19 protein-coding genes are annotated in these 22028 nt (G+C 40.0%); all 19 read right to left on the minus strand.

Annotation, left to right across the window (positions count from 1 at the left end):
* Positions 1-15: 15 nt before the first annotated feature.
* Positions 16-333, minus strand: a complete 318-nt coding sequence (locus tag E7276_RS04205) for a (2Fe-2S)-binding protein (RefSeq protein ID WP_294214116.1) — start codon at positions 331-333, stop codon at positions 16-18.
* 17 nt (positions 334-350) lie between these two features.
* A complete protein-coding gene (locus E7276_RS04210; protein ID WP_294214117.1) occupies positions 351-1484 on the minus strand; it encodes a tyramine oxidase subunit B in 1134 nt (377 codons plus the stop codon).
* A 158-nt stretch (positions 1485-1642) separates the two neighbouring features.
* Positions 1643-2800, minus strand: coding sequence for a tyramine oxidase subunit B (locus tag E7276_RS04215; RefSeq protein ID WP_294214119.1), 1158 nt, complete (start codon positions 2798-2800; stop codon positions 1643-1645).
* Between the two features lie 11 nt (positions 2801-2811).
* Positions 2812-3861 (minus strand): ABC transporter substrate-binding protein, encoded by a 1050-nt coding sequence (locus E7276_RS04220; RefSeq protein ID WP_294214121.1) that lies wholly within the window; start codon positions 3859-3861, stop codon positions 2812-2814.
* Positions 3858-4664 (minus strand): ABC transporter permease, encoded by an 807-nt coding sequence (locus tag E7276_RS04225; RefSeq protein WP_294214124.1) that lies wholly within the window; start codon positions 4662-4664, stop codon positions 3858-3860. Before E7276_RS04225 ends, E7276_RS04220 begins: the two co-directional genes overlap by 4 nt.
* A gap of 12 nt (positions 4665-4676) precedes the next feature.
* On the minus strand, positions 4677-5552 hold the full coding sequence (locus E7276_RS04230) for an ABC transporter permease (protein WP_294214126.1): 876 nt from the start codon (positions 5550-5552) through the stop codon (positions 4677-4679).
* 14 nt (positions 5553-5566) lie between these two features.
* Positions 5567-6676, minus strand: coding sequence for an ABC transporter ATP-binding protein (locus E7276_RS04235; RefSeq protein WP_294214129.1), 1110 nt, complete (start codon positions 6674-6676; stop codon positions 5567-5569).
* 16 nt (positions 6677-6692) lie between these two features.
* Positions 6693-7049 (minus strand): P-II family nitrogen regulator, encoded by a 357-nt coding sequence (locus E7276_RS04240; RefSeq protein ID WP_294214132.1) that lies wholly within the window; start codon positions 7047-7049, stop codon positions 6693-6695.
* Between the two features lie 171 nt (positions 7050-7220).
* Positions 7221-7970, minus strand: coding sequence for a LuxR C-terminal-related transcriptional regulator (locus E7276_RS04245; RefSeq protein ID WP_294214134.1), 750 nt, complete (start codon positions 7968-7970; stop codon positions 7221-7223).
* Between the two features lie 30 nt (positions 7971-8000).
* Positions 8001-9917 carry an NAD(+) synthase gene (locus E7276_RS04250; protein WP_294214136.1) on the minus strand — a complete coding sequence of 639 codons (1917 nt, stop codon included), beginning with the start codon at positions 9915-9917 and terminating at the stop codon, positions 8001-8003.
* 148 nt (positions 9918-10065) lie between these two features.
* The gene (locus E7276_RS04255) at positions 10066-10953 is read right to left on the minus strand and encodes a DUF362 domain-containing protein (protein ID WP_294214137.1); all 888 of its coding nucleotides are present in this window, start codon (positions 10951-10953) and stop codon (positions 10066-10068) included.
* 129 nt (positions 10954-11082) lie between these two features.
* Entirely contained in the window at positions 11083-12102 is a 1020-nt protein-coding gene (locus E7276_RS04260; protein ID WP_294214139.1) for an SPFH domain-containing protein, read from the minus strand.
* A 58-nt stretch (positions 12103-12160) separates the two neighbouring features.
* Positions 12161-13081: a hypothetical protein gene (locus E7276_RS04265; RefSeq protein WP_294214140.1), complete on the minus strand. Its 921-nt coding sequence runs from the start codon at positions 13079-13081 to the stop codon at positions 12161-12163.
* 2 nt (positions 13082-13083) lie between these two features.
* Complete coding sequence (locus tag E7276_RS04270; RefSeq protein ID WP_294214142.1) at positions 13084-13779, minus strand: SGNH/GDSL hydrolase family protein; 696 nt, start codon at positions 13777-13779, stop codon at positions 13084-13086.
* Between the two features lie 1066 nt (positions 13780-14845).
* Positions 14846-15478: a class I SAM-dependent methyltransferase gene (locus E7276_RS04275; protein WP_294214145.1), complete on the minus strand. Its 633-nt coding sequence runs from the start codon at positions 15476-15478 to the stop codon at positions 14846-14848.
* Between the two features lie 207 nt (positions 15479-15685).
* A complete protein-coding gene (coaBC, locus tag E7276_RS04280; RefSeq protein WP_294214147.1) occupies positions 15686-16876 on the minus strand; it encodes a bifunctional phosphopantothenoylcysteine decarboxylase/phosphopantothenate--cysteine ligase CoaBC in 1191 nt (396 codons plus the stop codon).
* Between the two features lie 77 nt (positions 16877-16953).
* Positions 16954-17874: an ECF transporter S component gene (locus E7276_RS04285; RefSeq protein WP_294214149.1), complete on the minus strand. Its 921-nt coding sequence runs from the start codon at positions 17872-17874 to the stop codon at positions 16954-16956.
* A gap of 150 nt (positions 17875-18024) precedes the next feature.
* Positions 18025-19587, minus strand: a complete 1563-nt coding sequence (locus E7276_RS04290; RefSeq protein WP_294214152.1) for a glycoside hydrolase family 25 protein — start codon at positions 19585-19587, stop codon at positions 18025-18027.
* A 368-nt stretch (positions 19588-19955) separates the two neighbouring features.
* Positions 19956-21968 carry a methyl-accepting chemotaxis protein gene (locus tag E7276_RS04295; protein ID WP_294214154.1) on the minus strand — a complete coding sequence of 671 codons (2013 nt, stop codon included), beginning with the start codon at positions 21966-21968 and terminating at the stop codon, positions 19956-19958.
* Positions 21969-22028 lie beyond the last annotated feature (60 nt).

The raw sequence follows: 22028 nt of genomic DNA on the forward strand, positions 1-22028 counted from the left end.
TTACATTTAATTTTCCTAAAAGGGTTTATCGCTTACGCCATATTGTGTTTTTACATCCATACCTGCCTTTAAAGGAGTGATGCATGTTCTTACATTTGGAACTCCATCTACAACCATTACGCAATCTGTACATCTACCAATGGCGCAAAAAATTCCTCTAGGCTTATGCTCCTTTGCCGTGTATCTATGAACCATCAAGCCTGCCGCCTTAAGAGCTGCTGCAATTGGTTCCCCCTCATATCCTTCAACCTTTTTTCCATCAAATGAAAAGCTAACTAACTTTCCTTTTTCCTGAACACCTAAAATTGGATGCTCTTTAATTCTCTCTGCCATATTTACGCCTCCATTAACTATGCTAAATTAGGTTTTTCCCAAAGATTAAGGGTTGTTCCAATTCCTAGCTTGATTGCCTTCTCATAACATTTCTTTCCCCATGCCACATCTTCAACTGGCATTCCACCTACCGAAAATACGATAATATCCTCATCACTTTCTCGGCCTTTTCTCTTACCGTAAATAATATCTCCCAAGTCAATCATCTCATCTTTATCAATAATTCCATCGTGAATCATATCTGTGAACTTGGAACCAATGATATTGTTTGCTCCAAATGATGGATAGGGAAACTCCTCAGCCCAGGCCTCATAAAGCATTGTGTTATCAACTACCAGCTTGCAATCCTTCATTTCATCTGAATCCATATCGAAGCAGCTAAGTCCAATAATTAAAGCACCGGGCTTTACCCATTCTTTCTTTACAAATGGATATGTGGATGGATCTGTGTTACCTGAATTTGCAAATGAGATAACATCTGTATCTCTTACTAATTCTTCAACAGTATCAACAGCCTCAACCTTTTTCACATCTGGATACTCCGCCTTTACGTATTCGACAAATTTATCTAACGAAGCTCTTCCTCTTCCTTTAACCTTAATTTCTCCAATATCCTTGCAAACTGCCATGATAGCTGCTAAGGAAGTCTTTCCCATTACTCCAGGCCCGCAGATACCACAAACCTTTGCATCCTTTCTAGCTAAGTATTTAGCTCCTACACCAGGTATTGCACCAGTTCTATATGCACTAAGTAGGTTTGCTGACATGAGAGCAAGTGGAGCTCCGGTATCTTTGTCATTTAACATTAAAGTAAGAATTGATCTAGGAAGTCCTTTTTGTCTATTTGCTGTATTGCTGCCGTACCACTTCATTCCCATTAAATCTATGGAGCCACCGATGTAGGCAGGCATAGCCATGAATCTTCTGTCATCGCCCTCATCAAGGGGCATATTAGGAAAAGGTGACTCCTTTGGAAATGAAACCTGACTGCCATGGGAATTGTGATTCTCTCCGCCCATCACGTAATCCCCAACGGATAAGCACTTCACTACTTCCTCCATGGTATCAATGCAGTTTGGCATGTCCTTCACCCCTGCTTTAATCATGTCCTCCTCAGATAAATACAAAAAATCTATTCTTGGATAATCCATGTCATCACCTCCAGCTATATAAAATAAAAAAAAGCAACGGAACTGTTTCGCAGCTCCATTGCTTTGTTGTACTTACTATAACTCCATAGTACTACTTCTACAATTACTCCTTTTTACCTTCTTTTTACTTATATTTAATTACATATACTACTTTTGGGTTATTTCATATACGGCTGGTGCCATAGATTTAAACTCTGCCCTACCCCCTTGGATAATGCCTTTTGGTAACAATCATAGCCCCATGATAAGTCCTCTAATGCCATGCCACCGATTGAACACATTACTATCTCGTCTTTGTCCTTACGTCCTGGTGCCTTCCCCATGACAATGTCACTGAGATTTACCACCTGCTCTCTTGGGATTACCCCTGTTTCCACAAGATGTACGAAGTGAATTCCCATTATCACCCATTCTCGTTTTTTTCCAAACTCATCAACAGGTCCTCTAGCCTTAAAATTGCTTAAGTATTTTTCGTACATTCCATAGTTGTCCACCACCATGGTTGTATTTAGAAAATCTTCGTATTTGCGATATAGGAATGAGCCCATGCTGAAAACTGTGGTCCCCTTTTTGAACCATTCTAGCTTGAACTCCTCCATATTTTCTTTTGTAACGGACATGGCCTCTGAAACCACATCTGCATCTCGACATGCCTCTTCTAAGCTACTACAGATTTCCACTTCCTCTATTTGTGGATATGTTTCTTCTATAAATTCTTTCATTGCCAAGGCTGTTTTAGAATGAACAGAGCTTCCTCTAAGCTTTATCTTTTTTATCTTTGGCAGCACCTCCATGTAACACATCAATGCGCATTTATTAATTACACCTGGACCAATAAGCGATAACACTTCTGAATCCTTATTGGCTAAATATGTAGCTGCCATTGCTGGCATTGCTCCTGTTCTCATGGCGGAAAGCAAATTGGCCGACATAATAGCCTTTGGTGCTCCTGTATCTACATCAGATAAAGTAACTGTCAAAATGGATCTAGGCAATCCAAGAGATGAATTGTGACTATTGGAGCCATAGTATTTCTGCCCTGCAATGTGGAACCTTCCCCCTAAGTATGCTGGCATTGCCATAAATCGTCTATCAGGACCATCATCTAGCGGAAAGCCTTCTATGTCAGATTTCTGAGGAAAATTCATTTGAAGACCATGCTCATTTGCTTTAGGTCCACCCAACAAATAATCGTGAATTCCAAATAGATACATAGTATCCCGCATTGTTTCGATACATCTAGAAGCGTCTAACACACCTGACGCGATCATATCTTCTTCATTCAAATATAAAAAATCTATATTAGGGTAACTCATAGTCTGCCTCCCTATTCCTTCAGTTTTGTCCACATATCATCATAGATAGCCAGAGTATCTGTATCTAAATAGGATAGAAATTCTCCACTGGAAATGACTTCAGCAGGAACATTTTTTGCTTCATTTGCAATATAATCGTCCCCCATCAACTCAACTGCTGATGTATTTGGACATAGATAAGGAAAATCCTGAATATTCAGCATTGCTGCATCGGTAGACAGCATGTAATTAATAAATTTCATTGCATTATCGTAGTTCTTTGCTCCCTTTGGAACGCACCAGTTATCCAAGAAAACATAGGCGCCTTCGGAAGGATAAACAAGTTCGATATCAGGATTTTCATCCATTGAAAGTGCTACCTCTGCTGACCAAATCATACCTACTGTGCAATCACCTGAAATTAATGCTGACTTTGGTGAATCCGAATCATATAGTTTAATGTTATCTTTTAGGGACAGCAGCTTTTCCTCAACCTGCGCAAGGGTTTCTGGATCAGTCTCATTCATGGAAAGTCCCATGGCTCTTTCTGTCATACCGATTACTGCACGGTAATCATCCAAAACCACAATCTGGTCCTTTAGACTCTCATCAAACAAATCCGCATATGAAGTTATTTCTTTATCAACTTTTGAGGTGTTTACTGCTATGCAGGCTACACCGCCTTCGTATGGAACTGAATATACATTTCCTGGATCAAAGGATTCATCCAGATACGCCTCATCTATATTTGATAGATTTGACAGCGCGTCTTTATCAAGTGCCTCTAATTTATCCTGCGCAATCAAGTATTCCACAGCATAATCACTAGGAAGGACTATGTCGTAGGTTCCTTCAGATTCTGATTTAAGCTTCGCAAGCATGTCTTCATTTGAAGAATATGTTGAAACGTTTACCTTGATACCATATTCTTCCTCGAAGCTTTCAATAGCTGATTCGGAAACATATTCAGTCCAGATAAAAATATTTAACTCTCCATTTTCTGCTGTTTCCTTCCCTCCGCAGCCTACAAACGAAGTAATACACAATGTCGCTGTTAATAATAATGCAAGCTTTCTTTTCATACGCCGTATCCTCCTTTTCTTCTTTTGAAAATGTTCCCCTGAGTTAACACAACAAATGCTATGGTCGCAAGTAAGATTAATGTTGATAGTGCATTAACATCTGGAGAAACTCCACTTTTTACACTTTCCATAACCTTGAGGGGATATGTCTTGGTTTGTCCATAAACAAAATAGCTTATGATTACATCATCTATTGATAATGTAAAAGCAAGAAGGGCACCTCCTAGGATTCCTGGCGCGAGAATTGGCAAAGTAATTTCAAAAAATGTTTTGAATCGATTTGCCCCAAGATCTAATGATGCCTCCTCGATGGAATTGTCATATCCAGCAAGTCTTGCTCTTACATTAAATATTACAAAGGGAATGCAAAAGGTTACATGAGCGAGAATAAGCGTAAGCATTCCCCTTGGAATATTTACATTGGAAAAAATAGTAAGTAAGGAAATACCAAGTACTATTTCCGGAATCACGACTGGAATATATAAAAGACCATCAATCAAACCTTTTCCCTTGAATTTGTATCTATACATTCCGATAGCTCCCAATGTGCCAATGATTGTTGCCAGGATTGTGCTAGTTATGGCAATTACCATGGTGTTGGAAATAGCTTCTAAAAGTGAACTGTTATCCCAGAGCTTTACATACCAGTCAAAGGTAAAACCTTTCCAGCTCATATAGGGCTTTGATGTTGTTGCGTTAAAGGAATTCACAACAATAACTGATATAGGCAGGAACAAAAACAGATATACTAATGTACAAAACCCAATTCTAAAGTTCTTTAATCTCTTCTTTTTTCTCTCCATACAAAACTCCCTTTATACTCCAAGCGCATCCATGTCTCCACCAAGTTTTTGATATATTTTTACAAGCACCAGGGTGACAATAATCAGGATAATTGATAGGGCTGCCCCCAGTGGCCAGTTGTTGCCACTTTGGAACTGTCTCTCAATCAGATTTCCAATTACGTCTGAGTTTCCACCGCCGAGAATATCTGCAACGAAGAAATATCCAAGGCATGGTATAAACACCATCAGACTTCCTGAAAAAATTCCGCTTGATGTGAGAGGCAATATTACTTTAAAAAATGTAGATACAGGTCGCGCCCCCAAATCTGCAGAAGCCTCTAATAATGTTCCATCTAATTTTTCTATTGCTGTGTACAATGGCAAAATCATAAATGGAATCAGGCAGTAGACCATACCCAGTACAGTGGTTCCGTTTTTATATAAAAGATCCAATGGCTCAGAAATGATATTTAAAGCCATAAGAGCCGAGTTGAGCCATCCACTTGTTCCAAGAAAGGTTCTCCAGCCATAAATTCTAATAAGTGAGTTGGTCCAAAAGGGAATAATGACTAGCATGTACAGAATCTTTTTCCTCTTACTTTTTGTTCTTGCTATGAAATATGAAAATGGATAGCCAATCAAAATACACATTACAGTTGTTAAGAATGCAATCAATAAAGATTGACCATAGATTTTAATGTAATCAGAATTCGCTAACCTACCATAATTAGAAAGAGTGAAATCTGAAGTGAGATTATAATATTCATCAATAGAGCAAAAACTCATAACTGCTACATAAATCAGGGGAACAGCCACAAGCAGCAGCATTATTACTGCCACAGGACCAACCATAATCATGGCCGGTAGTGCATTTGCTCTAAATTTATGATTTATCTTTCCTGCCATAATCATCCCCCTTTTTAAGCCAACTGAATATTATTTAACGCTTCGAATATGTAATAGCTTTCGTTATGAATAAGCACTGCGTCCTCTACGTTCCAATATGGGTAGCATTTGCTACCAATTTCTGGCAAATCCTGTCCTGCCAATCGCTCTATTTTTAGTTCATTACCATTAGGTAAAACCACGATGCATTTCAACACCGAGCCTACATATACGTAATCCTTTACCTGAGCTACCAACTCAAAGCCTTCAACCTTTTCCTTTGAAAACTTCATTTTCTCAGGTCTTACTGAAATTGTTGCGTATTCTAATAATTTAAAATCTGAAGGACAGCTAACAGATACTGCTCCATTTTCCAATGTTATAGTTGCTACACCATCATTTATGCTTGTGATGCATCCATCATATATATTTGTCTCACCAATAAATGTGGCAACGAACTTGGTTGTTGGATGCTCATATATTTCTGTTGGAGTAGCCAATTGATCAATTACACCATCATGCATTACTGCAATTCTGTCACTCATAGTCAATGCTTCTTCCTGGTCATGGGTTACGTAAATGAACGTAATGTTAAGCTTTTTCTGCAAGCGCTTTAGCTCCAACTGCATTTGTTTCCTAAGCTTTAAATCCAAGGCTCCCAGTGGTTCGTCTAAAAGAAGCACCTTTGGTCTATTAATCAAGGCTCTTGCTATTGCAACCCTTTGTTTTTGTCCACCTGATAATTGAGAAGGATATCTCTTTTCAAAACCATTAAGCTGCACCAGCTCCATCATTTTAAGGACTCTTTCTTTGATTTCTGCCTTAGGTACTTTTTTCATTTTTAGTCCATAGGCAATATTGTCGAAAATGGTCATATGTGGAAACAATGCATATGATTGAAATACCGTATTTACGTTCCTTTCATATGGCTCTTTATCCTCTACCTTTTCTCCTTCTACAGTTATAGTTCCTGTAGTTGGTTCCTCAAATCCGGCAATCATCCTAAGGGTGGTGGTTTTTCCGCATCCAGATGAGCCAAGCAGTGTTAAGAATTCTCCTTCATCAACTGTCAGGTTCAAATCTCTTACTACCTTATTGGAACCATATATTTTATTAACTCCCTCTATCTCAACAATTTTTCCCATAAAGCTACCTCGGTCGTTATAATGCTTTCAATCCACGTTCTCCAGTACGAATTCTTACAACGTCTACTACGTCTTTAATAAAGATCTTTCCATCTCCCACATGATCTGTCGCGCAGGTTTCTCTGACCTTTTCAATAATGGTTTCCATCTCAGTGTCTTCAACCACAACCTCTACTTTCACTTTTGGCAATAGATTGATTGTTGTTTTAAAACCCTTAAACTCATTAACTGCCCCCTCTACCGTTGTGATTCCCTTTTGTGTACCACAGCCCATAACAGTTGAAAGGGTCATACCGCCGCAATTTACTTCATCCAAAATCTGCTTAATTTCTTCAAGCTTTTCTGGTCTAATTACTATCTCTAATTCTTTCATGTATTCGCCCTCCTTAATAAATCACAAAGGGGCCTATCCGAATGGATAAGCCCCTTTGCTTGGTTTCGTCATTTATTTGTTTGTTAGAATATACTCCAAAAGTAACTCTACTTCAATTAACATTTTTTACCATAAATATTACCCAAAAGTAGTATTTATCATTCTGGAGTTCTATTCGTATTCTTTCACAAGCTTAAATAATTGTACTCTGCTATTGATACCAAGCTTTCTGTAAATATTTAATATATGTTTTTTTAACGTATTTGCGGTAATCATTTTTTCATCGCATATAACCGAATTGTCCTTACCTTCCATCAGAAGCTTTAGAATTTCTCCCTCACGCTTTGTTAATTCATATTCATTTACCGCCTCTGAGACAGTGTGTTTTCTCAGGCCTGTATCATTATTTTTCGTATATTGTTCTAGTCGGTATGCCATATGCTCCTTTAGCATGTCCAGCACAAAAATGTCGTCATAGTGAAAGTTTTCTTTGCCGATGGTCCTATAAAAGGTAATAGCCCCAAGGAATTTCTTATGTCTTGCAATTACCATCTGCAGGGCATAATGCCAATTATTAGGTTTATACACTTTTTTATAATAATCGGTTTCGATTCGAGCCTCGTCAGAAATGATGTCGGTTTCACGATAAATAAGTGTCTTTCCACTTGCAACAATTCCTCGACTGTAATCTATGTCCTCGTATTCAGCAGATAAATCCACATCACAATTATAGGTTACAGGATTACACAATAGCTTGCCTTCTTCCTGGGCGGCCATATAAAAATCTGCGCTGTCAAAATCGATTATCATTTTCAGTTCTTCCAGTAGGCTTTCACGCATTTCATTGAAATTAACCGTGGTATATATCTTGTAAATAATGTTGTTTAAAATAATCCAATCGTTAGTCTCTAGTTTTTTCATATGGTCACCTACCTCCCAAATTATGTGTCCTTATATCTCGTCCAACTCTTTAATCCATAGGGATACTGCTGCATCACTTGGCATTCTAAAATCTCCCCTTGGCGACAGTGTAACTGTACCTACTTTTGGCCCATCCGGCATGCAACTACGTTTAAATTGTTGCGTAAAGAATCTCCAATAAAATTTCTTGAGCCATTTTAGTATTGTCTCTGAACTATAGTCTTCTTTAAAGCTGTTTTCAGCCAAACGATATATCTTTCTCGGCGAAAATCCAAATCTTAGCATGTAATACAAGAAATAATCATGAAGCTCATATGGTCCTACCAAAGCTTCTGTTTTTTGTGAGATACTACCATCTTCTTCAGGCGGCAATAGCTCTGGGCTCACTGGTGTATCAAGTATATCTTTCAGCGTATCGCTGAGAATTCCTTTGGTTTTGTTTGCTTCATAATTTACAAGCCATCTAACCAAAGTCTTTGGAATTGATGCATTCACTGCATACATTGACATATGGTCCCCATTATATGTGGCCCAACCAAGAGCCAATTCTGATAAGTCACCAGTTCCAATGACTATTCCGCCAAGCATATTTGCCTTGTCCATGAGAATCTGAGTACGTTCCCTGGCTTGACCATTTTCATATGTTACATCATGATTGCTGATGTCTTGTCCAATATCTTCAAAATGCTGACTTACACTAGCTTTAATATTTATTTCTTCTAGTGTTGCTCCGTAAGCCTCAGCCAACCTGCAGGCATTTGTATATGTCCTGTCAGTAGTTCCAAAGCAAGGCATAGTGATGCAATGAATTCCACTTTTATCAAGTTCCAAATGCTCAAAGGCATGCACCGTAACTATAAGTGCCAGGGTGGAGTCCAAACCGCCAGACAATCCAATAACCACATTTTTGCAGCCAATGTGCTTTAATCTTGTAACAAGACCTATAGCCTGCATTGTAAGTATTTCCTCGCAGCGCTCATTTAAATCGCTTTTTTCCAATGGAACAAAGGGCGTTTTGGATGGAATGTAATCCAGACATGTATTTTCTATCTTTAGAGAAAAACAAGACTCAGTGGTTTTGCAATCCGTATTTACGGTAAATGTATTCATTCTTCTTCGCTCATGGGCAAGTTTATCTACATCGACGTCCGCAATTATCAAATCATTTTTAAAGGCCTTTGATTCGTTTATTATTGCACCATTTTCTGCAATAATATTATGTCCCGCAAACACCATGTCCTGTGTTGATTCCCCAACACCTGCATCTGCATATGCATATGCGCAAAGCAAGCTACCGGATTTTACTCTGATGAGATTTCTTCTATAGCTGGCTTTGCCTATCACTTCGTCACTTGCTGACAGGTTAAATATAATAGTGGCCCCTCTTTTTGCCAGCCCAACGGAAGGTGTATCTGGCACCCACAAGTCCTCACATATTTCTATTCCAAATTTTAAATTCTGTAATTCTTCACAAGCAAATAAGTGATTTAGTAATAGTTTTGTACTTCCAGCTCTTCCAAAGCTGATTTCTTCATCCAGCTCCTTATCCGCCGGAGTGAAATGTCTCAGTTCATAGAATTCACTATAATTAGGAATATATTTTTTTGCTGTGGCTCCAATAACCTTTCCGTCCTTAATTACAGCTGCTATATTGTACAGTTTATTTTTTACTTGGTAGGGCAGCCCAACAATGGAAACAATATCTAAAAGTGCTGTATCTTCTGCTATTTTTTCTACTGCCTCTATTGCACCGTTTAACAGAATATCCTGTAAAAATAAGTCTCCGCATGTATACCCAGTTATGGATAATTCAGGGAAACAAATTATCTTTACACCAAAGTTGTTGGCTTGTTTAATTTGTTCAATAATTTTTTTTGCGTTAAAATCCACATCTGCCACCTTCAAATCAGGTGTTGCACATGCAATTTTTATAAATCCATCCTTCATTTTTTACTTCCTATTTCGTGACTTCTTTCAAACAAAAAAGGCGCCTGCTAATAATTAGCAGACGCCTTCGTCTTTGTTAAACTTTACAACTTTTCTTTTAATAATTCAAGATTCATTACCTTAGAACTTCTTGAGGTCAAATTCAGGCTTACAGTTCAATTAATTCGTACTCAAGACTACCAACTCCCAGCTTTGCTGCAGTTTCTGGTGTGTGCTCACCGTTTCTTGTGGTAACGCGCTCTAGGAAATGGTCGCGGCCCACATCCTTTGATGCGTAAACCAAATCGAGGCAAGCTCTGTCAATAGCTACTGGGTCGAGGCTGGCAAGAATACCAATATCCTTGAGGCATGGGTCCTCTGCCACCGCACAACAATCGCAGTCAACTGACATATTTGCCATTACATTTATAAAGGCAATATTTTTTCCAAAATGGTCCACAACTGCAGATGCGGCCTCAGCCATACTTTCAAGGAAAGCGTCCTGCTCAGGCAAATCCGTCCATACAACATCCTGCTGGCTAGCCTGATCATATTTTCCTGCTGAATGGATTTTTACCTTGCCGGCACAGGAAGCACAGCCGATTGAAAGCTGCTTTAATGCTCCACCGTAGCCGCCCATTGGGTGTCCCTTGAAATGAGAAAGTACAAGCATGGAATCATAGTTAAGGAAATTCTTGCCCATGATATCTGTTTTTAAATGGGTGCCATTTTTTACTGGAATCTCAATATCAGGTCCCTCTGCATCCATCAGATCCACGTCGAAATATTCATTCCAGCCATGTCTTTTCAATAATTTAATATGTTTATCTGTGTAATTTCTCTCGCCCTCGTAGGCTGTGTTGCACTCAACAATAGTGCCATTTACATGTTCTACCATTGGTTTCCAAAAGGCTGGCTTGAGGTAATTCTGATTGCCCTCCTCGCCAGAGTGAACCTTGACAGCCACCTTGCCTGGTAGAGAAATGCCAAGTTTATCGTACATTTTTACAACTGCTTCAGCTGTAACATCTTTGATAAAGCAAACTTTAGAAGCCATAAATCCCCTCCTTTGCTATAGGTACATTGTATTATCTTTTTTATGTAAAAATCAATTAAAGAATTTTGTTTGAAAGCTGGTAACGAAAAAGTACCACGGGAATCCGCGGCACTTTTAGCTATTCATTTATTATTTAGTTGGTTCGAAATCTACATGAGACTGTGCAAAGTGCTTTGTTGTAGCGCCTTTGTCAGAGTCACTGCAGCAAGGGTCATCCTTCTTTGGTGCAGACTGCTTTGGAGCTGTGGTATCTACAGGTGTGTTGTTGCCAAATCCAAGCATCTCTGTTTTGAATGTAAGGTCTGATGCAGCACCGGCAAGCTCTGTAGGAACAACAATTTTTGTAGCACGACCATCCCCAAGCTTCTCAAGTGCTTCAAGCTTTTTAATGAGGAGAACTCGCTCGTCCATATTTGCAGCCTTGAGCATTTCGATACCCTTTGCCTCTGCCTCATATACAAGTCGGATAGACTCAGCCTGACCTGTTGCACGTGCGATAGCAGCATCTCTCTCAGCCTCAGCCTTTAAAACGAGAGCCTGCTTGTCACCCTCTGCTCTAGTGATAGAAGCCTGCTTGTGACCTTCCGCCTCGAGAAGAGTCTCTCGACGATCACGCTCAGCCTTCATCTGTTTCTCCATTGAACGCTGAATCTCTTCAGGTGGAATAATATTTTTAAGCTCCACACGGCCTACCTTGATACCCCATGGGTCAGTAGCCTCGTCAAGGATAACGCGCATCTTTGAATTGATGTTGTCGCGAGATGTAAGTGTCTGATCAAGCTCCAACTCACCAACCAAGTTACGAAGTGTAGTTGCTGTAAGATTCTCAAGTGCAAGGATTGGGCGCTCAGCACCATAAGCGTAAAGCTTTGGATCCTGAACCTTGAAGTAAACTACTGTATCGATTTTCATGATAACGTTATCCTTAGTGATAACATCCTGTGGTGGAAAATCTGCAACCTGCTCCTTCAATGAAACACGCTTTGCAACGCGATCAATAAATGGGATGATTACGTGGAAACCTGGCACTAAAGTGTTGTGATACTTTCCAAGTCTCTCAATTACGAATACGTATCCCTGAGGTACAATGCGGATACCAAATCCAATTACAACTAAAAGAATCGCTAATAAGGCAATTATAAATTCCATAAAATGTCCTCCCTTGTGTATAAAAACATCTATTACGTTTATTGTAGTCTATTAGGGATTATGTTGCATCATGTTTTTTCTTCCAAGCGTACCACCCCATTACTGGTATTCCATTAAGCTCCAACAAATAATACAAGTCTTCTTTATTAAGTATATTGTCATCAACAGATATTCTTATTTTCTTTTTCGAATCTTTAAAACATAGACTCAGAATGTCTATTCTCACACCTCGACCATGGAATTCTCTTAAAATCGCTTTATCAAATTCATGCCAGCTATATTTTTCCCTAGGGAATAATAGTCCCTGCCAAATGTATTCTTCATTTATGTAAACAAAGCTTCTGTTGAACCACCAAATAATTGCTATGGCGAGAATACTAAATATACAGTACATAATTATTTCTGAAAGCTCATATTCCGCCCTTGCCACATGATCTCTAGCGCCAAATATCACGCCAACTAAAATGATAATAGCTAGAGCAAAACAGATAAATCGAAATAGCAGCGCATACCATTTTGGTCTAACCGTAATATGCCCTTTATTTCTCATTCTTGCGAAAATAACATCATCCGAAAAATGAATGCTGTTTTCACTCAATTTTTCAACAAATGCTCTCTTACCTGTGGGAATGATAGCCTTTTTATCATCATGCTCAATTATCGTCCCTACAAAATCCACACTATAAATGCTTGTCACAGCGGATTTTTCAAATTCAGTACATCTGCCAAGCTTTTTGATAGTTATTATCTTGTCATCAGTATCCAAGCTGTAAAAGAACCATCTTGCAAACTGCAGAAGCATAAGCAGGATTACTACGGATAGGAATTTCACGTATCCAATATCGAAAAACATTCCTTTCTGGATAACATCTACACGAATATAGCTAACCACCATAGCCACCAAAAATAGTGCAATTCCAAGATATATTAAGCCAACAATTTTTCCAGTGATATGACACTTTTTATTTACTTTTTTCAAATCTAAATAACCTCTATGATTCTTTCTCTAATCATTGCTGCTACATGCTCAGAGATTGTGATCGTCTCTTCGTCCATGTTTGTTTTTACATGATTCCAGTTATTATCAGGCGTTGTGAAATCGAATGCTTTCAGGAAACTGTCGCTTGGAAGTTTGTCTGTTATTGTTTTTGTGATGGTCATTGCAACAAGGTAATCTCCGATTGGAGATGCATGGGTGCCATCCTTATAGTACAAATCAATTTCTGAGTCGTTTAGGATTTCCTTTTGAACAGCGCTCCAAATTTCACCAATTGGTGCGATTTTTACATTCTCGTCGGTGGCGATTTTTCTGTATCTGCGATTCATTTCTGCCTGATTCTCCGGTTTCTTCTTTTCAGCCCAGGTTTCGAATATTACAGGAGCTGTACCGACTTGTTTGCAGAGTTCGATAATCTCGTGAGTATACTTGATAGTGTCCTCGAAATCTGTCAGTGGGTGGGCGCATTCTTGGATGACGCAATAGTCATAATGACCATGTAGAATGTTGAATCTCTCTGAGAAGTATTCCTCTTTCATGTGCCATTTCAATGATTTCCCTGAATAGGCAAGCATGAACACCTGGGTTTGCTCGCCTGTAGCGTTTTCTATCATTTGTCTAGTGAGCTCCGGCATGTCATTCATATATGTGTGGCTGTTGCCTATAAATAATATCTTCATCAATTAATCCACCTATATTTTCTAGTGATATTTTAACTGAAATATACACGGCAGACACGAAGATTTAATGTTCTTTCATTTCTTCATGTCGATTTGTGGTCCGGCTGACACGTGAATACGCTGTTCTCTCTATTCTTCGTGTCATCTGGCGCTCCAGTGGACACGTAAATGCACTGTTTTCTCTATTCTTCGTGTCATCTGGCGTCCCAGCAGACACGTAGATTCTCTGTTTTCTCAATCTCTCGTGTTGATTTAACGCTCCCTAGGCACGCAAATGTACCGCTTCCTCATTCCTTCGTGTCTGGTTTCAGTTTAATAAACACGTAGATTCAATGTCTTCTTAATTTTACGTGTCATTTTGCAATCTAACAAGCACGATAATCCGCTGGTTTCTCATTTCTTCGTGTCAATTTGAAGTCTGGCAAACACGAAAATTCACCGCTTCCTCTATTCTTCGTGCCAAACTCCATCACAACGGACACGTAATTTTACTACATCCTCACTTCTTCGTGTCATTTAGCGCCCCGGCGGACACGTAAATGCGCTCGTCTCTCTGTTCTTCGTGTCAATTGACGCTCCAGCGGACACGTATATGCGCTGTTCTCTCTGTTCTTCGTGTCATTTACCGCTCCAGTGGACACGTAAATGCGCTCGTCTCTCTGTTCTTCGTGTCATTTGACGCCCCAGCAGACACGTAGATGCGTTGTTCTCTCTGTTCTTCGTGTCATCTGGCGCTCCGGCGGACACGTAGATTTACACTTCTCTCACTTCTTCGTGTCATTTGACACCCCAGCGGACACGTAGATGTGCTGTTCTCTCTGTTCTTCGTGTCAATCCACCATCCAGAGGCTCCTGCCTCCTCTAGAACCTGTGGCTCCCGCCACAGTCCCAGTTTCAAACCTGCTTGGCTATCCCATATCAGTAAGCTGGCGCAGAGTCAAGAGGCGAAGCGCCGCAAGGCCTTGCTCTTGACGCAAGTCAGCTGCTGATATGCTGTAGCTAGCAGGTTAAAACTGGATTCCAGTTTTTCTGAGGAAAAACAGGAATCTATGCCATACTTCACTCCCTACTTCTCTATTACCACTACCCCAGAGCAGTAGCTCTTTGGTACATACTTAATTCCTGGGAAATGTGCCTTCAATTCATCAACTACAAAATAGATTTCATCCTCATCCCAGCGCAGACCTTCGCCAACTTCGCATTGCTCAAGCATTTCACGTGTTTCAAAGGCAACATCACCAAATAGAATCTTTCCACCATCATTTAGCAAGCCAAGAAGCTCCTTTATAAACACTACCTTCTGCTCATCGTTCAAATGATGAATAGAATAAGTGCCAACGATGAAATCATATTTCTGTTCACAAAGCTCAGGCACGAGCCCTTGGGTGATATCCCCCTGATAAAGCTTGGCTTCTGGCATCTTCTCTTGTGCAAGCTCAATCATACGCGAAGAGAAATCCTGACCGTAAACATCGCACCCCTGCTCATAAAGCTTAGAGGTGAGAGTCGCTGTGCCAAAACCAATATCAAGAACTGCACTTCTATCAGTAGCATCTTTCTGCTTCGACCTAATCACTTCATAAATATATCCCAGCACATCTTTATAACCAGCAAATGGATAGACATTGCTCTCCTCTGATAATCCAACCGACTTATCATATCCATCCGCCCATAAATCAAAGCCTTTGTTATCTAACATATTCTGCCTCCTCATTGTTGTCTTTTATGTATCAAATAAACTTTATCAATTCACATTCGCAAAGTAAATCTATATTACACTATATAAATATTTTTATAACTACCTCCCTTCAAAACATGCCCTCGTAGCTCATGATTATACTAAGGACTTCGATTATCCCATAACGCAAAAAATCCCACCAGTGCCGCTCACTGATGGGATTGTCTTTTATTTATCTAAAATTGTATCAAATATAGCGTTTGCTACGTCATCCTTTGACATGATAGGTAATTCCCAGCTTTCGTCCTTCATAATCAACGTTACTACATTAGTATCCGTTCCGAACCCTGCCCCCTTAGTACGAAGATTATTCGCTACAATCATGTCTACATTCTTTCTTTCAAGCTTGGATTTGGAATTCTCAAGCATGTTCTCTGTCTCCATTGAGAAGCCACAGATGAACTGACCTTCCTTTTTGTGTGCTCCAAGATATGAAAGAATATCCTCTGTTCGCTCAAGCTCGATGCTTGATTGCTCCCCGTCCTTTTTCTTGATTTTCTCAGCTGCAACAGTCTTTGGTCGATAGTCAGCTACTGCTGCGCTCTTTATAATGATATCGCACTCCCCGGCCCTTGATTTAACAGCCTCTGCCATTTCTGCAGCGCTACGAACATTTACCACCTCAACAAACATTGGTGGCTCTATAGCAACGGGACCTGAAACTAATGTAACCTCCGCGCCTCGCTCCATAGCAGCCTTGGCAATGGCATAACCCATTTTTCCAGTGCTGTGATTGGTGATGTAGCGAACAGGGTCAATAGCTTCCTCAGTAGGTCCAGCTGTGACTAACACCCTTTTTCCATTCAAATCATGTTCGTGTGCCAACTCCCTAAGGATATATTGAAGCAATACTTCAGGCTCAGGCATCTTTCCTGCACCTGTATCCCCACATGCTAAATATCCGCTGGCAGGCTCTATTATTTCAAAGCCATATTTTTTTAAAGTTTCAAGATTGTCCTGAACAATAGGATTTGTAAACATATTTGTATTCATAGCTGGGCTAACTAGCTTTTTGCATTTAGCTGCTAGAATAGTTGTTGTGAGCATATCGTCTGCGATGCCATGGGCCATCTTGCCAATGACATTGGCGCTGGCAGGTGCCACCATAAAAATGTCTGCACGCTTTGCCAATGCTACATGCTCAACGTTAAATTGAAAATTCCTATCAAATGTATCAACAAGACACTTATTCGATGTTAATGTCTCGAAGGTAATAGGATTTATAAAATTGGTGGCGTTTTTTGTCATGATTACATTAACGTCTGCTCCAAGCTTTACCAGTGCTGACGCCAATGATGCAGTTTTATATGCTGCGATAGAGCCTGTTACTCCAAGAACTACGCATTTACCTTTTAACATAATTACCTCCGAAACCATTTTTCATATCAATTAATGATTGCTGTCATCTTATTCTCACTTACTTTAATAGGGCTTTCTTATAAAGCCATCTGTTTATCTGTATCCTGTGCTGATACTGCCTTGATTTTCATTTCATTGCCTGAATATACTCCAGCAGGCTTAATCTTATCAAGAACAATACCTACAAGATAAACGATAATTGCGCCAACTACAGCCTCAATTACACCATTAAAGCTGATAACGCCAGCAATCATTGTCATAAGTGCATCTGGATCTACACCAACAGCCTCTGCGTATGGAATTCTGTAGAATACATAGATGCTTCCCATAACAAGAAGTGTATTTGTCATAGCGCCTGAAATACCTGCTGTGACAAAAGCAAGTGTCTTTGCATTTTTATTCATAAATAAATACTCGATAGCTGCAAATACTACAACACCAAGGACTGCACCAATTACCTTTGCTACTGTTGCTGAGAATCCTACGTTTCCTTCACCAACCATCTTATTTAAAAAGGCATATACGCCAAATCCGATGATAAATGAAATCACTGCGTTTATGATTGAACCATAAACAGCTTTCTTCTCAGAAGAAATAGCCTTTTTGATTCCGATGTACACAAAGTATGGTACAACGCCAATGAGGATTCTAGGTACTACTGGAATGAATGTACTCTTGAGCACGATTGCGATTGTCTCCCCAATAGAATCATGTGGAAGCATCTGAAAAGCTGCAACTGGTGAAAATACGAATGCTGATAATGATCCGCCAGCTACAGAGCTCTTGTACAAACTAGTAAGTCCAAATACTCCGCCAAGGAATCCGCCCTTCTTTGGTCCTAAGAATAATGAACCAAGAATAACTGGGATATGAAGTGTTGTTGCATTAATAACTACGAGTGGAATATATCCGAGTGGTGTGAATGCCATAACGATAATAATGGCCATGAATAACGCTGTGAGCACGAGCTCATAGGTCTTAGAATTTTTGCTTTGCATATTGTTCCTCCTTTTGGTAGAAGCCACTATGGGTCTCCTCCTGCTAAAAACATAGCAAGCGTTAATAATTTAACAGCAATTGCATTCTATCATTAATTATCGGATTCAACAACTAATTTCTTATGCATGCACGCAAAAATATTCTACAAATTATTCCACTACCTTTAGGTAACTACTAACACAATAGAGCACCTGGCCCTCGTATTCTACTCGTGACCAGCCGTATTCGTTATTGATGCCTGTACGAGGAATGTTTGTACCAGCGTAGAGTGTGGCCACAACCACAGAATCCTCGTCTGTAACGCTTGGTTTAGAGCGAAGATTTACCATTTCTTTTGCGGTGACAGTATCGCTGACATCTGTAAACTTAGTCCTAAATCCAGAGGTTGTCGTCTCTGTAGTTTGTGTAGTGCTTTCAGTTGTCTGGGCTGGCGCACTTATGTCTGTGGTCAAATAGCTGGACACTGCATAATACGTTGCTCCATTGTAAACAACGCGAGACCAGCCGCTTGTGCTGACACCGGTGCGTGTAGCAGTCTGTCCATTCATTAGGGTGACCATTACTGTGCTGTCTGCTCCCTGGCTAGGTATGTCTCTAAGGTTAGTCTGGCTCTTGGCAGTTACTGTCTCATTCACCTCGGTGAAATTCATAAGTACCTCAATATCAGCAGTTGCATCTTCTCTCTCCGAGGTATCCTGAGCTGTGGCGGTTCCATCGTATCCAAAGTAGGCAACGTCCACATCTACCTTTTGTCTAATACCAGCTACTGTGCCCTGGTTAGTGTATTGCCACATGGCGCACTTTCCATCGTAGGCTGGACCATTTGCAATGTTGCTAGTGTCCTGATTGTACCATGCCATCCAGATTTTATAGCTTTGCTCCAGGGTGCTTGTTTTCCATTTTGCATCACCTGCCAATTCATTTTTTGATGCATAAAACATAGGAGTATAGCCCTTTGCGCTGACTTCATTTAAAAAGGCTATGGCGATGTTACTTCTTTCATCTACAGACAATCCATACTGTCTGCTGGTGCTATTCTCAAAGCCCTCGCAATTAAATCCCACTGGATATGTGATGGAATACTGAGAAATAATGTCTGCAACCCAATCAGCCTCAGCGACTGCTTCATCGGTTGTAATCGCTGTTGAGAAAAAGTAAGCCCCAACTTTTATGCCGTTTTTCTCAGCTTCCTGCATGTTGTATTTTGCATTTGAATCTTCTTTGATTTCTCCTGTGCTAGAATCTCTGTATCCCACACGAATCATTGCAAAATCAATTCCAGAGCTGGCAACCTGAGCCCAGTCTATAGTGCCCTGAAATCTTGAAACGTCGATTCCGTAGGTAACAGAAGAATTCTCTCCTGCGCCACTGGCTACCAAGTCAGAAACCTCGAGAGCCTCTCCCGATTCAACTGTCACAGTAATCTGTGGATCTGTCTGACTGTCCTCGTCATCTACGACAACTTCTATAGTGGCATCCTCGTCCGCTGTATCCTCTATAGACTCATCTGTTGTGGTTTCCTCTGCAGCTTTCGTTTCGTCACTCTTTGGTGAGACTAATTTTTTCACCAAAATAAGTCCTCCAACCAATATGACAATTACGGCTACCATCATACTGCCAAGGATTATTCGTCTCTTGATAATTTGCTTTTTTCTTCTTTTATGTCTTCTCTGAGACCTAAGTTTTTCTATATCATCATATTCCCTTTTCATATGCATTCTCCCTACAGAAATACCATTAACGTATTTACGAATAATTATAATCCTAATGCACTCAAATTAAAATAGATAGCATGGGTAAGCGTCTTTTCAAGAATGAACTTTTTTACAAAGTGTTTTTCAGTAAAAGGACACTTTGCAAAGAGCATCCGTGCCACCCTAAGGATGGTTATGCCTTAATCATATCTTTACTCATCTTTCTTTGATTACATAATTTTGAGGTAAAAAAATAGCACCCTACTTTTTAAGTGCATTTCTAAGCCTGTACAATTTTGCAAAGCTGTTTTCTGTAGGTGGACACCCTATTATTCTATAAGCTTTGTATATCACAGTGTCCACCTACCATAAAACAGCTCTGCAGTTTATTTAAAGAATTCCATTTCGTGATTCAATCTCTCAGCAACATCTCTTAAATTGCTTGCAGAATCCGCAAGACTCGTTACAGTAGCTGATAACTCCTGCACTGATGCACCAGTTGTTTCTGATGATGCTGCATTCTCTTCTGAAATTGCAGAAAGTGAAGACATTGCATCTGATACCACGTCGTTGGACTTGACACAAGTAGTTGCACCGATGGATATACGTTTAACCCCAAGAACTGTCTCCTCGATATCGGAAAGCATTCCATTTACAGAGCTAAGGGTCTCACCTAATGCCTCTTGCTGCTCGATGTTGCCTTGCTTTACAAGTCCAGCTGCTGCAACGGCTTCCTCTGCCTCCTGTAGGAGAACATCCATAACCTGTCTGATTTCCTGAGCCATATTCTCTGAATCATCTGCAAGCTTTCTGATTTCCTCGGCAACTACAGCAAATCCCTTACCAGCCTCACCTGCTCTTGCCGCCTCAATAGAAGCATTAAGAGAAAGTAAATTGGTCTGGGCAGCGATTCCTGAAATGCCTTCAACTCTTTCGTTAATATCTGATACTGCCTTTTGTGTAGCGCCAATTGTTCTAGCTATTTCCTCAATCTTGGCCGTCATCTCGCTAGATGAATCCTGAAGATTTGACAGAGACTTGCTTGATGCCTCAGATGCTTCTTTCATTTTCGCAGCCAACTCTTCCATGTCGTCTGTTGAGCTTTGAACACTACCAACTGCATCTGTGATTCGACCAACGTTTTCTGCAGCCTGCTGGATTTCGTCTGCCTGCTGAGCTGCACCAGTAGCGATTTCTTGGACAGCACTAGACACACCTTCTGTTGTAGCGGCAATTTGTGAAGCCGTATCCGATAGCTCCTCCGAAGAATCTCCAACCGTAATCGCCGATGTCTTAATATGTCCAACAATCTCATCCAGCTTCTCAATAACAGAATTTGAACTTCGTACTATCTCACCAACTTCATCTTTTCGTTTTGTATAGCCTTCTATCTTTTTAAATCCGCCATCAGCCAATTCAGCTAGAGAATCATTTACTGCATGAATAGGATTTGCAAAACTGTTTGCCAGAAGTACCGAAATGATTGCAACAATAATAAGTAATACAACACCGATGCCAATTACAATGAACGCAGATTTTCTAGCGTCCGACATAATTAATTCTTCTTTTTTTGCCACACAAATGGTAAATCCCGATACCGTATTCTTTGCATAGGAAAGATACGTTGGATATCCTGCAGCTGTTGATTGATATGATCCCTCTATATCATCACTATTCATGTAAGGTGATGCGCTAAAATTTGCAACCTCATCCCCTGCGTTAATCTCGTACTGAGAATGAGCAACCATGTCACCATTTCTGTCTACAAGGAAGCCCTCGTCACATTCTGCCTCTAAAATCAAATGAAAATCGTTAACGTTATAATTTCTATGAACAGTTCCTATAACTTTATTGGTTTCAGGATCAAAAACAGGTGCAGCCATAGAAATACTTCTAATACCTGTAGATGAGCTTTCAATAACATTTGAAATAGAAAACTGCCCGCTCATTGCCTCTTGGAAATACTCGCGTTCGCTTATATCCACTAACGCTCCATCATCATCTCTTATTTTCATCATACCATCGGCACCAGTAAGTACAAGCACATTCCCATCATCCAAATATTCATCGATGGACTGCATCTGCGCCTTTAATTCATTTAAATCTACTTCCTCGCCCTTCATATAAGCGATTACTGTTGGAGACTCAGCAAAAGACGTAATAGAAGCCTCATTATTGGTAAAAACAGCTCCTATTGCTGCTTCTACATACCATGCCTGCCACTCCAAGCTGTCTACCGCATCTGCAACTGCTTTTGTAGTGGATGTGTAATAGCTTATTGACACTGCTATAACAAGTGGTATTGCTGCAACTAAAAGCATAGCTACAATAAGCTTTGTCTTAATACTATCCTTTAAACTAATAGTACTCTTCTTTTGGCTGTTTTGCTTCTTTCCCATAATCTCTTTACCTCCTATTGCAGATATATATTTCCAATATTCCACAAATTAAAAAATTTG

Source organism: Pseudobutyrivibrio sp., assembly GCF_015057185.1.
Classification (GTDB): Bacteria; Bacillota; Clostridia; order Lachnospirales; family Lachnospiraceae; genus Pseudobutyrivibrio.